The following is a 13471-nucleotide window of genomic DNA, read 5'->3' as shown; positions in this document are numbered from 1 at the left end:
TCCTTTAATTAATTTATTTTTACGTGGTCAGATTCCGAAACCGGAATAACCACACAATTAACACCGTCAATGTTTTCTCTTCGAATCAACTCTTTCTTTTCTGAATTAACAGTGATTATTATTTCACCTTCATCAACGGTTAATTGTTCATTGTTATCATTTGTCTCTTCAATTGAGGCAATTTTTCTATTTAAATCTTTAATTTCTTCTTTGAGAAGTTCTTTTTCATTATTGTCCTTAACGATTTTTTGTGCTTTGTTTGGAACAATGTCGCCAATTAAAGGAACTTCCTCTGTATTAATTGATGCCATATATTGATCACCAATATTTACAGCTTTGTTTTCGGCAATACCGGCATGTTCTAAAGCACTTTTTATATGTTCTTTTGACACGTAAGATTCAGGATTTTCGTCTGAAACATGAGCAAGTTCAATGTTTACAGTATCCATTACATCTTTTACCATATCCTCGCCTGTAACTTCAAGTACCATGTCTGTTAGAACGTCCTGTTGTTGAGCGTATGTTAATTTTTCTCTACAACCAAGAATATCTTCAATCATATCTGTATGAACATTTTTTGAGTCGGCAGTATACATTAAAACTGAGTGAATATCACTGCTTCTATCAATAAATGCCGGGAAAACAAAACCTGTTTCGGGCATTCCCACAAACCACTCACGATTTAATGTGCTTATTTTATTTTTATCCTTGTTATAGCCAAGTCCCGGCTTTGATAAAACCATAGGGCAAATGGCACAAATTATATATTCGTAAACTTCTTCTGACTCATCAAGTTTATTGTTATCTGTTGTTTTTGTCATAACATCGTATACGTCATGGAACAATAAAATTAAGTAATTGCCAAGAGAATTGTATTTTTCAATTACCATATCGTAAAAAGTATCAAGAAGCCCCTGATCCTTCAAACCACTTTTCTTTAGTCCTAAAAGAAACTGCTGATGACCACCCGGCTTTTCTTCTTCTAATGGGAAATTAAGTTCTAAAATATTATTTCCCACGTTTGTTGACAAAACTTTTTTTGCAATTTCTAAATATTTAAAGTATTCTTCATCTTCAAGATTTAAAAATATTTCGTCCAAATTAGTTACTTTATTTTTGTTATCGTCAATGTAGCAGCCGCACATTTTTGTAAAAGTACAACCGTCTTTTTTAAGTCTTCTTCTTAATTCATTAATTGATTTCTTGTCCACAATAATCTCCCTGTCCCTGTTTTTATTTTACCAATGATATTAATTGTATATATATTATTATTTGTCGTTTGTCACATCGCCACTGCCTGTTAAATCTATTTTGTCTCCTAAATATTTAGAAGTAGGCTTTGTAATGCATTTATCAAATGATTTAACTCTGGCAAAACACTCTCTAAATCGCCAATAAGTCATTTTCTTGCTATATTTTCTTAAATCGCATGGTACACCATAAGCATCCAACCCAAGTTTCTTTGCAATATAGAGTGCTCTGTATAGATGATATTTTTGAGTTACTATAACAACTTTTTTTGCTCCAAAAATATTTTTGGCTCTGTACATTGTATCATAAGTCTCAAAGCCTGCGTGATCCATAAAAATATCTTCAGATGGTACATTTTCATTAATTGCATAGTCTTTCATTGTATTGACTTCATCATGGCTGGCTCTGCCATGGTCGCCTGACATAATGATTTTTGATGCGGCACCATTTTTGTATAATTGGTCTCCCACAATAATTCTGTCTTCTAAAATCCATGTAGGACTACCGTCTTTTCTGATTCCTGCTCCAAGAACTATTATGCAGTCAGCATCTAAATTCTTACATTTTTCAACTGTAACTATTCTGCTTTTTACAGAACCTGTAACGTATAAATTAATTCCTACAACTGTTAATGTTCCAATTACGCCTAAAAATATAATTACACATAAAATCTTTATTATCATCTTTTTTTTTCCTTTTTTCATAATATCTCCTTTTTTATCTACCTAACATAAAACTGTTAAAATTCTTATGTTATCTATGTCTTACAGTCCTTATTTCGTATTATAAGATTAACCTGTTATAAGACTAACCTAAATTATTTCTGTACTGTGATGGTGTAAGACCGGTTATACTCTTAAAAGTTTTCATAAAATGTTTCTCATGCTCGTAACCAACAGCTCTTGAAATTTCATTTACCTTCATATCTGTTTCTGTTAAAAGTTTCTTTGCCTGTCCCACTCTGAAATTCTTTAGATAATTTACGAAATTAGTACCTGTGTATTGCTTGAAATTAAATGAAAAAAGTGAATAATTCATTGATATATAATTTGAAACTACTGCCATATTCAAATCTGTAGCATAATTTTCTTTTATGTATTCAATGGCTTTTTGCATTTTTAAGCCTGTTTTCTGCTCATCAATGTTGTCACTTACCAGTTCATCAAAACCTTTAATCCAACCACGTACAACATCCATGTATTCATCAATATTCTGGTATGAAAAAATATCAAGAAGTTCGAAAACTTCATGTTCCTTGTTTTTTAATGATTTCTCGTAAACTTTCATTGTAGTTAAAATAATAAGCTTCATTTGTTCCTGAAATTCATTTATTGGATACTTTCTATTCTTCACACCTTCAACAAATATCTCCAACTGCTCCAAAGCTTCATTTAATTTGTTTGAACAGATAAGATTTGCTGTTTGCATCATCAACTTAACACCATAACCGTATTCTTTTTCCATTGCTGTATATGTAGTAGCATCCACAATTGGTGTACATGTTTCAAATGCTGTTCTACGCATTTCAGCAGCTTCACAAAATGCCTGTTTTACATCCATAAAATTGTAATAAACATTACTTATACCAATATTATGCTTTTCAAGCTTATTTAAAATTTCTTCTTTATAATGTGGATTACATATAATAACATCCATGTGCTCCTGCCCCTGAACATAATAATATTTGTTAGTAACAGTTAAATCAATATCTTCATCTTTTTTTCCAAAGCAAATTACAACAAAATTATTTAAAGGAATGTAACGGTTAACAATCAAACAGATATTTTCGATTTCAATGTCTGTAACATTATCATAAAATAACATATACTGAAGTTGTCTGTATGCATTCTTTTTATTTTTTATCTGCTGATTTTCTCTTTCATTTATTATGTTATCAAATTTTTCCAATACTTCCTGAATCTTGTTTCGATCAACAGGCTTTAAAATATATTCCTTAACACCATTTCTAAGCATTTCCACTGCATATTCAAAATCATCAAAACCACTAATTGCCGCTATAAGTGGTTTTTCATCCAATTTTTGGACTTCTCCTACCAATGTTATACCATCCATTTTAGGCATTCTAATATCTGTAAACATTACATCCACAGGTTGTTCTTTTAAAACTTCTAATGCTTTTTCACCATTATTACACTCAATTATTTCTTCAATATCTACGCCTGAACGTTCAATCATGGAGCGAATTCCCTGCCTTATTAGTTTTTCATCTTCCACTAATAAAAGTGTTTTCATATTAATACCGAACCTTTCAAAATTTTTTTAAGTCTTTTTGTAAAAATGTTTTATCAGAAATGAACATCCATAAAACAAAGACTCTTGTTTCTTAAGTAACAAAAGAATTACATAGAATCATCAAAGGGTATACATATTGAAACTTTTGTATAAGCACCTTCCTGAGAAAAAATCTGCAAACCATATTCTTTTCCGAAATACATCTTTATTCTCTGCTGAACATTATACAAAGCTCTTCCATGTTCTTTGTCATCCGAAATCTGTTCTTTTGAATTAATGCTTCTAATTAATTCATTAAGTTTTTCCTGACTCATGCCAATTCCCATATCAGATACTTCAATTATAACATTATTTTCTTCTTTAAAAACTTTTATGTAAATTGTAGTGTCCTCAGCCATTTCCTCGATACCATGATTTACGGAATTTTCAACAATTGGCTGCAAGGACATTTTAGGAATTTTGATACGTAAAAGTTCTGCCGGTACATTTAACGACAAAAAGATTTCGTAATCCTGTCTTAAATTCATTAAGCTTAAATAATTTTGTATGTTAAGAATTTCCTGTTTTAATTCTACCATTCCTGATGACCATTTCATACTATATCTAAACATATTTCCTAAAGTAGTAACTGCGTCACTGATTACATATTCTTCTTTTATTTCAGCCATCATTTTTATTGTTTCCAAAACATTATACATAAAATGTGCATTAATTTGGTTCTGCAGGGAACGTATCTCTGCATTTTTGGCAAGCAACTGTCTTTCAATATTCTCTTCATTTAATTTTTCCAGAGAATCTACCATTTTGTTAATTTGTTTACCTAACTCTGATATTTCATCATTACCCTTTTCAGTTAATTTAATGATGTTGCCATTTTTTATTTCACTTACTTCTTTTGTTAGGTTATTAAATCTTGAAAAAGAATTCTTTATTAAAATTGCCACAATAAAAATAAAGACAATCATTGATAGAAATACAACTATAAAATAAAGAAGCTGACTTTTATAATAGGAATTAACAATTTTCTTTGTGCCAACAACTCTAACATAAGTTCCACCTAAAGAATTAGAATATACTGTAGAAACTATTGATGTTTCACCATTAAATTTTCTTGTAATTGTATTATTTTTATCTGATTTACAAATTTGTTTAACTTCATTTATATTCTCATCTACTGTTTTCTTATTTTTATCTGAAGCATAGACTTCACCTTTATTTGAAATAAAACATGTAAATTCATTGTTATCGTTTTTGTCAAAGTCCAAAAATAAATTTTTTAATTCCGTAGACACTTCTACTACAGCAACCAATCTTCCTGTTTCATCAGTAACATTTTTTATAATAGCTGCCAGTCGTGTTTTACCGATTACTCCATACTTGTTTTCCTTAAAATCAAACACCCATTTATTATTTTCATAACTATTTGACCATTCCTGTTGCTGCAAACGGTTAAGTTTATAAAAACTTGGAGCTTTTTCAGTAACATTTGCATTGGCATAAACCTTAACATTATATATGTATGGATTAATATCTACCATTGCATCTATTGAGCCAATTTCATTTTTATAAAAATCTAATTTTTTAACACCTTTGTAATCCTGGTTATTTTGTACCTTCTGAATATATTCAAAAATTCTGTTTTTCTGCAAAACTAACTGTCTTACCAGATAGCAGGTTTCTTCAACATCTTTTAACTGAGCCGAAACATTATACATATTGTTTTTTTCGTCAGTTAATGCTACTTCTCTGGCATTATTCGAAATATTAAAAAACATAACAGATGTCCAAAGACAGGTACATACAAATAAGGCAACTACAATTATAAGTATTATTTTATTACATAATGAAATTCTTATTTTCTTATTCTTCATTTATCCAATCCTAATTTTTTTATGTTAATTTTCATCTGTTTCGTATACGCCTTTAAAACCTGTTCAAAGCCCATATTGTATCTTTTTTTCATAAACGTGTTGTATATACTGTCAAATTCTTTGTCACTATCTGCCAGTAATAATTTAGGAAGTGTTGCTCCCCACAAACCTTCAATTGAATTCTTTGTTTTTCCTATTTTTGTTGAATCATCAAATGTTATTGTATACTGCCCTACATAGGTAGTATATGGATACGTCCATTGCTTCAACTGGGTTACCGGATTATCCTCATCGTCTTTAATCCACTGTGCACCCATTGCATCGTTTTGCATCATCCAATAACATGAATCAGCACCATATTTTTTATCAAAAGTTGTTCTGTCTGAATATAGTAATTTTTTTACTTCTTTTTTCATTTCAGGCCGGCCTTCTTCATTATAATCCCAAGTTTTACCTTTTACACCCAGCCATGTCATTTTCTGACCTTCTTCACTAATCAAATAGGACAAAAGTTTAATAGCTTTATCAGGATTCTTGCAGTTTTTTGAAATTAATGTAACTGTCCAACCATTTACACTTGTACCCGGCAGTGTATAATCATCACCATTTAAATTTTTCGGGCCATCTACAGCTATGTAAATGCTATCAGGATTTTCTTTGTATAAAACTTTTTCCTGGTCAGCCATGTCAGTGTATTGATAAATCATACAAAAATACTGACCATTTAGTATTTTCTCTGACATTTGCGCTCTTGAATCAACAAAAATATCATCTTTTAACAAACCTTTACGGGCAAGACGATTATAGGTTTTAAGCCATGCAACATAACTTTCGTCTTTTAGTCTGTCAATGGCATTACCATTTTTGTCTGTATAAGGAACTGCAAGAAAATCTAAAAGATAATTGTCAAAAGAATCACAACCTATGTCATTAAACTGGGTACAGCCCACCGGTATCATTTCTTTTCCATCTACGGTAGGATACATTTTGGCAGCTTTCTCAACAGCTTTTTCAAACCCTTCAGGAGTTGTCATGTCTGGTGAACCAATTGCCTCATATATATCTTTTCTTACTAAAAAAGTCTCATTGGAAGCTAAATTATCGTACTTGCTGTAATCAGAAGGGGCACATGCAGAGTTTGGATATTTATATAAATGCCCATCATCGCTCTTATGCCAGCTCACAACTGCATCATCTACTACTTTCATAAAATATGTATCATATTTTTCTGACAGTTCATCTAAAGCATAAACCTTCCCTTCATTTATCATCTGATCAATTCCAGATTCCCACCAGCCTAACGTTATAAGGTCAGGCAAAGTATCACTGGAAATCATTGCATCTAATTTTTCGTTAGGATCACCTGTTGGTGTAACAAAAGATATGGAGCAACCTGTTTTTTCTGTGATAGCTTTTGAAACCATATTATTTCCCCAGTCACCTGAAAACCATGAAAAGTTAATATACCATGACAAATCAACTGTGGAGTTTTTTTTGACTTTTTTTCCACATCCAATAAATATTACACATATAATTACTGTCAAAAATAAATATGCTATTTTTTTTAATTTTCTCATAAGCAAATTCCTTTCCGTAACTTTTCTCTTTAGAAAAGACACTTTAATTATCATTTAGCTTCACTAAATATTTCATATAATGGCTGTTCCTGTTTCTTTCTTGTTATTTCCATTAAACCAAGTTTTGTAATATCAACAACACTACAACTTACATAATCTTTCTTAACTTCCTGCCTCATTACAGCTATAAGATTTCCGTTTTTTAATTCATCTGAACCAATAAAATCAACAATAATTGTTCCTGATATATTTCTAATTTGCAACTGTCTTGCAATTTCTTTTGCAGCCTCTTCATTAATTTTCTGTATTGTTTTATCTCTGTTTGATTTGAAATCAGCCTTACCTGTGTTAACGTCAATTACAGTCATCGCCTCAGTATGTTCTATTATCAGATAACCCCCTGATTTCAACCAGACATGCCTGTTTAAACTGTTTTGCAAATGTTTTTCCAAAGAATATTTATTAATAAGATTTATTTTCTTTTCGTCGTTAAAAGAAGCACAAATATCAGCTGCTTTCAAGCTTTCATATATCTGCTCAACATCTGTAATAACCATGCCATCTTTTTTTAATACAAAATCTTCAAGTACTTCCAACTGTTTATCTTTTTTGTAAACAAGGGTTTTAGCCTTTAAGAAATTAAATTTATTAACTGTTTGATTGTATATTTCAATAGCTTCATTTATATTATTTTCTAAATTCTTTAAGTCTTTGCTTTGGGCATTTGTTCTTAAAATAAAACCATATTCATCAGTACAGAAATGGGAGAAACTATTCTTGTACTGTTCTCTTAACAAACTGTCATCTATTTTTTTTGAAATGCTAAAATTATTGTTTCCAACAGTCAAAATAACACTACCAACAGAAATATTAAGTTTCCAGGTAAGAAGATAATCCTTAGTCTTAACCTTATCACCGGCTACCTGAACAAGAATTTTATCACCCTGTTTTATTTTATAAGGAAAATTTTTGAGAGATAAAAAACCTTTACTTTCTCCATCAATTTCCACAAAAGCCGCATTAAGATTTTTTACAATATCCTTAACGTAACCAACATAAATGTTTCCAACAAGAGATTTGTTTTCCAAATTATAAATTCTACTTAATTTATTTTCTTCAAATTGAAAACCTAATATTTTATTTCTTACTTTTGATACTACTAAAATATTACTCAATGTTTCCTCCAATTTCACTAAGAGAAACCAATTTATCATTTTCTAAACAATACATATCCAAACGCTCATATTGAACAAATTCCGGTAACTTAGCTCCTTTAAACTGTTCTAATGCACTCATTACCAAATCAGGTTTCAGGTTAGCCGCACTACCCTGAGATACTTTCATAAAAATACCATCTTCATTAAACTTCATTTCATGAATCATTGGCTTTATGTCTACTATTTTCTCACTTTTCTTTGTTTTCTTAAGAATGTTGATTTCATCCTGTGCATAAAAGTCATTAACCTGTTCTTCGGTAAATAAGTCTGTGTAAACAAAATAATCTGCTCCTGCCACAATTGACATGGCGTTTTTTGCACCCTCTGGTAACTCTTTATAACTTACAACTTTTACACCCTCTACATTTTTAGCATTGATGTTTTTAATCATTTCTTTACTTGAAAGAGAGCTGTTTACCTCAATATCAAAATACTCTCCTTTGCTAATTACGCCAACACTTAAAGGGGCAGCAAAAGACATTTTCTGATGTGGGGAAAAGCCTTCTGAATAACAAATGTCAACATTGGCACGTCTCATAACTTTTTGAAAATATCTAACCATATCCAAATGACCTATAAATTTCATTTGGCCCTGTTTTTCAAATCTAATTCTAATTTTCAAAACATACACCTCCTCCAAAACTTGCAGCTCCGCAACCTGAGCACTGCATTCTACAGTTCGGAGTTACCTTTTCATTTTGAGCATTGTGCCATTCGTTTAATAAAAATCTCTTTGTTACTCCTGTATCTATAAAATCCCAAGGGAATATTTCGTCATCGCTACGTTCTCTTGTAATATAGAAATCCATGTCTATATTAGTTTCTTCAATTGCCTCGTCCCAAATCTGTCTGTTGTGATACTCTGACCAGGCATCATAAATACCACCTTTTTCGTATACTCTCAAAAGAGTATTTGATAATTTTCTATCACCTCTTGCAAGTAAACCTTCCAAAATACTAATGTCAGATTCATGCCAGTGATATCTGATACTTTTTCTATTTAATAAAGTTTTCATTTTGTCATTTACTTTGTGAGCCTTATCTAAAAATGTTTTAGCTGTACACATTGGTGCCCACTGAAAAGGTGTAAATGGCTTTGGCACGAAAAATGAGGTACTTGCTGTAATCTGGCACTTTCCATGTCGTTCTTCTTTTGGAACTGTTTCATAATAAAGTTCAGCAATTTTTTCGCACAAATCCATGATACCATCTACATCATCATTTGTTTCCGTTGGCTGACCTAACATAAAGTATAATTTTACCTTATTCCAACCACCTATAAATGCCTGTTTACAGCCATTTAAAATATTTTCTTCTGTAAGACCTTTGTTGATTACATTTCTCATTCTCTGAGTTCCTGCTTCAGGTGCAAAAGTAATTGAACTCTTTTTCACATCCTGAACCTTACTCATAACATCAAGAGAAAAAGCATCAATTCTAAGAGAAGGTAAGGAAATATTTATTTTTTTCTTCTTACATTCTTCAATTAGGAAATCTATCAATTCCTTTAACTTGCTATAATCACTTGTACTAAGAGAACTTAATGATATTTCATCATGGCCTGTACTTTGTAACTGGGTAAGAGCAATTTCTTTTAATGTCTCAAGACTTTTTTCTCTTAAAGGCTTATACACCGAACCTGCCTGACAGAACCTACACTCTCTAATACAGCCTCTTTGAATTTCAAGAACACATCTGTCCTGAACAATTTTTGTAAAAGGTACTACAGGCTTATCAGGGTAGCATACATTATCAAAATCAAGAACAATATCTTTTTTTACTACATCCTGAATATTAGGATTATTGCATTTCATTTCTTTAATCGTTCCATCTTCATTATAAGAAACATCATAAAACATAGGCACATACATACATGGTATGTTTGCTGCTTTTTCAAGAAACTCTCTTCTTGTACCACCATTAGCTTTGTTTTCTTTATATAAATCAATTAAATGGTAATATTCTGTTTCACCTTCACCCATATAAAAGATATCAAAGAAATCTGCTATAGGCTCAGGATTATAAGTGCATGGCCCACCACCAATAACAATTGGATCATCTTCACTTCTATCAACTGACAAAAACGGTATATTGCTTAAGTCAAGTAACTGCAAAATATTTGTGTAACACATTTCGTACTGAAGAGTAATGCCTAAAAAGTCAAAATTCTTTACAGGTTCCTGAGACTCCAGTGCAAATAATGGTATGTGTTCCTCTCGCATGATTTTATCTAAATCAACCCATGGAGAATAAACTCTTTCGCAGTAAATATCATCACGTCTGTTTAATAAATCATATATAATCTGAATTCCTAAATGAGACATCCCAATTGTATAAACATCAGGAAATGCCATTGCGAATCGAACGTCTACTTTTTTAGGATCTTTTTTTATCATATTAACTTCTCCACCTATATACATAGATGGCTTTTCTATTTTCATTAGTATTTCATCACTAAGTGCTAATTTTCTCATTAAAACTCCTCTTAAATAGTTTATTATTTCCCCATCAAAATAAAATGACGAAATTTTTACACAAGTATTTATATTATAATACAGATTAAGTTTTTTCACAATTTATATGTAGTATTTTGCCATAAACTTTTTGCTGAAATATGGTATACTTATAAATATTAAAATATAGAGGAAAAAACAATGTATAAATACGAAACTCACTTACATACAAACGCTGCCAGTGCCTGTGCTTCTATTTCAGGCAGTGAAACAGCTATAGAATTTAAGAAATTAGGCTATACAGGTATATTTGTTACAGATCATTTTTTTAGAGGCAATTCTAATATCCCTCATAACTTTCCTTGGATTAATAGAATTAATATGTTTGCACAAGGTTACGAAGAAGCAAAAAAAACAGGCGATAAAATTGGTCTTCAGGTTTTCTTTGGTTGGGAAGAAACTTATGAAGGTCAGGATTTTCTAATTTACGGTTTAGATAAACAGTGGATGATTGAACACCCCGAAATGGAATATTGGACAATTAAAGAACAGTTTCAGGAGATAAATGATGCCGGCGGCATGGTAATTCATGCACATCCTTTTAGGGACAGACCTTATATACCTGAAATCAGATTATTTCCAAACTATGTAAACGGCGTAGAAATATTTAATGCTAAAAATAATCAGGACGAAAACGACCAGGCATACATGTACGCAAAAAAATATAATCTGCCAATGACTGCCGGGGCGGACAACCACCACATTCCTATTGTTAATTCTGGAATTGATGTTATGAAAAAATTTAACAGCGAAAAAGATTATGTGAATCTTATAAAAAATAATTTGCCAAAGGATTTGATTATATAAGAAATCACGAAGAAATTTCTTATTCCATAAATAAAAGGTCTAAACCCATTATTGTTTTACACAATTGATTTAGACCTTTTTATGTAGTATAAAATTTCCGTTACATGAAAATTTATTATTCATTTCTATCTTCTTGATAATTCTTTTGTAATTTCCTTCCAGTTTACTCCTTTTTCAGCCATAAGTACCATTACATGATATAAGAAATCAGATATTTCGTATTTTACTTCCTGTGGATCAGAATTCTTAGCAGCTATAACAATTTCTGTTGCTTCTTCTCCTACTTTCTTAAGAATCTTATCGATGCCCTTGTCAAATAAGTAATTAGTATAAGACCCTTCTTTTGGATTCTCTTTTCTATCCAAAATTACGTTAAATACATCTTCAAATACTTTCATTGGATTAGTATCGTCATATTCTTTTTTCACAAGATTATTAAAGAAACATGTATCTGCTCCTGTGTGACATGGCACACCAACCTGTCTTACTTTTGCAAGCATTGTGTCCAAATCGCAATCCATAGCAAGTTCCTTAACATACTGGTAATGACCTGATGTTTCACCCTTTACCCAAAGTTCATTACGGCTTCTGCTAAAATAAGTCATTTTGCCTGTTTCGATTGTGTTATTAAATGCCTCTTCATTCATATAAGCCAACATAAGAACCTTGTTAGTTTTATAATCCTGAACTACAACAGGAATCATACCGTCTGAATTTGTCTTAAAATCAGCAAACTTCATAGGACTTTCAAAAACATTAACCTTAATGCCCTTTTCCTTTAATTCTTTTTTATATTTCATAAAGTCAAAATCATTTACAAATGTCTCAGAGCAAACACCGTAACATTTATTGTCTGCTACAGCTTCAACATTGTTGCTTATATAGAGCACATCTTTCAATGACTCAATATTTTCTTTTGTAGTAATTACTAATGAAATTTTCTTCTCAATATCTTCTGACAAATTGTAATTTGAAATAAGCGCTATGTTATCGCTACCAAATCTGCTTGAAGCTTCTTCTAAAAGATGCATATCTGTATCAACATTTAGTACAGCCTTTTTAGCACCTGTATAAATGTATTTTTTTACATCTTCAAGTCTTTTAATATTGCCACCAACAAGCATTGGTATATCAACAGAGTCTGCAATATTAATCATGGCACTAATATTTGCTTCGTGTTCACTGTCATTTGAAGAAATGTCAAAAACAAGAAGTTCATCTGCTCCATTATTGTCATAAACAGTTGCTATTTCTACAGGATTACCTGTACCAATAACTTCCTTTGTATCTTTATTTACCACCTTACCTTCAAATAAATAAATTGAAGGAATTAAATTTATGTAATTCATTATAATGTTCCTTTCGTAGATAATACGTCTTTAATTCTGTCATCAAATAAAGTTGCCTGGTCAAGAGCTTTCGCAAAAGCTTTGTATATGCCTTCAATCATATGATGATTGTTGCCTGGTTCTAAAATATTAATATGTAAATTCATTCCTACCCCATAAGTAATTGCATGGAAAAATTCCTTAACCATTTCTGTATCAAAATCACCAACTTTATCTGTTGTAAATTCCCCCTTAAAAACAAGATATGGTCTGCCTGACAAATCAAGAGCACATAAAACCAATGACTCGTCCATTGGTAAAATCATGTTGCCATAACGCTTAATTGATTTCTTGTCTCCCAAAGCTTCTTTTATAGCCATACCAAGAGCGATACCTGTATCTTCAATTGTATGATGACAATCCACATACAAATCGCCATTGACCTTAACGTCTAAATCAAAGAAACCATGTTTTGCAAAACTTATAAGCATGTGGTCAAAGAAACCAATGCCTGTATGTATGTTTGATTTTCCACTACCGTCTAAATTAATGGAAATTTCTATTTGCGTTTCACTTGTATTACGAACACATTTACCTATTCTACTCATTTAATATTCCTTTCTGTTAAAACAAAAGTTAAATATCTCTAAAACA

The 13471-nt window shown here is 31.1% G+C and carries 11 protein-coding genes and 1 pseudogene; 1 reads left to right on the top strand and 11 read right to left on the bottom strand.

The features are described from left to right. Nucleotides 1-8 precede the first annotated feature (8 nt). From ACQY63_RS02410 to ACQY63_RS02375, 8 genes are all read right to left on the bottom strand, one after another. Complete coding sequence (locus ACQY63_RS02410) at nt 9-1211, bottom strand: DUF4317 domain-containing protein (RefSeq protein WP_428244659.1); 1203 nt, start codon at nt 1209-1211, stop codon at nt 9-11. Between the two features lie 57 nt (nt 1212-1268). Next, nucleotides 1269-1955 carry a SanA/YdcF family protein gene (locus ACQY63_RS02405; protein WP_022164759.1) on the bottom strand — a complete coding sequence of 229 codons (687 nt, stop codon included), beginning with the start codon at nt 1953-1955 and terminating at the stop codon, nt 1269-1271. A gap of 103 nt (nt 1956-2058) precedes the next feature. Beyond that, entirely contained in the window at nt 2059-3504 is a 1446-nt protein-coding gene (locus ACQY63_RS02400) for a response regulator transcription factor (protein ID WP_428244658.1), read from the bottom strand. 107 nt (nt 3505-3611) lie between these two features. Continuing rightward, entirely contained in the window at nt 3612-5375 is a 1764-nt protein-coding gene (locus ACQY63_RS02395; RefSeq protein WP_428244657.1) for a sensor histidine kinase, read from the bottom strand. After that, nucleotides 5372-6952 carry an extracellular solute-binding protein gene (locus tag ACQY63_RS02390; RefSeq protein ID WP_302689791.1) on the bottom strand — a complete coding sequence of 527 codons (1581 nt, stop codon included), beginning with the start codon at nt 6950-6952 and terminating at the stop codon, nt 5372-5374. Before ACQY63_RS02390 ends, ACQY63_RS02395 begins: the two co-directional genes overlap by 4 nt. Before the next feature lie 50 nt (nt 6953-7002). After that, nucleotides 7003-8127 carry a ribonuclease E/G gene (locus ACQY63_RS02385; RefSeq protein WP_428244656.1) on the bottom strand — a complete coding sequence of 375 codons (1125 nt, stop codon included), beginning with the start codon at nt 8125-8127 and terminating at the stop codon, nt 7003-7005. Beyond that, nucleotides 8120-8800: a TIGR03936 family radical SAM-associated protein gene (locus ACQY63_RS02380; protein ID WP_428245273.1), complete on the bottom strand. Its 681-nt coding sequence runs from the start codon at nt 8798-8800 to the stop codon at nt 8120-8122. The genes ACQY63_RS02385 and ACQY63_RS02380 overlap by 8 nt, the downstream gene beginning before the upstream one ends. Then, the gene (locus ACQY63_RS02375; protein ID WP_022164625.1) at nt 8781-10643 is read right to left on the bottom strand and encodes a TIGR03960 family B12-binding radical SAM protein; all 1863 of its coding nucleotides are present in this window, start codon (nt 10641-10643) and stop codon (nt 8781-8783) included. The genes ACQY63_RS02380 and ACQY63_RS02375 overlap by 20 nt, the downstream gene beginning before the upstream one ends. Nucleotides 10644-10823: 180 nt before the next feature. Here ACQY63_RS02375 and ACQY63_RS02370 point away from each other — a divergent pair, with 180 nt between their 5' ends. Beyond that, nucleotides 10824-11489: a PHP-associated domain-containing protein gene (locus tag ACQY63_RS02370; protein ID WP_022166122.1), complete on the top strand. Its 666-nt coding sequence runs from the start codon at nt 10824-10826 to the stop codon at nt 11487-11489. A 125-nt stretch (nt 11490-11614) separates the two neighbouring features. Here ACQY63_RS02370 and hisIE read toward each other — a convergent pair whose 3' ends face one another. From hisIE to hisB, 3 genes and pseudogenes are all read right to left on the bottom strand, one after another. Next, nucleotides 11615-12229: a bifunctional phosphoribosyl-AMP cyclohydrolase/phosphoribosyl-ATP diphosphatase HisIE gene (gene hisIE, locus ACQY63_RS02365; RefSeq protein WP_428245272.1), complete on the bottom strand. Its 615-nt coding sequence runs from the start codon at nt 12227-12229 to the stop codon at nt 11615-11617. Nucleotides 12230-12478: 249 nt separating this feature from the next. Then, nucleotides 12479-12838 (bottom strand): annotated as a pseudogene (locus ACQY63_RS02360) (HisA/HisF-related TIM barrel protein); the annotation flags it as partial. Continuing rightward, nucleotides 12838-13425 (bottom strand): imidazoleglycerol-phosphate dehydratase HisB, encoded by a 588-nt coding sequence (gene hisB, locus ACQY63_RS02355; RefSeq protein WP_022166124.1) that lies wholly within the window; start codon nt 13423-13425, stop codon nt 12838-12840. The gene hisB and the pseudogene ACQY63_RS02360, both read right to left, overlap by 1 nt. Nucleotides 13426-13471: the final 46 nt, after the last annotated feature.

This window comes from Eubacterium sp. Marseille-QA0814, from assembly GCF_965119675.1.
Classification (GTDB): Bacteria; Bacillota; Clostridia; order Lachnospirales; family Lachnospiraceae; genus Eubacterium_G.
Note: the sequence above shows the minus strand (reverse complement) of the source record. Positions and strands in the feature narration are given on the sequence as shown.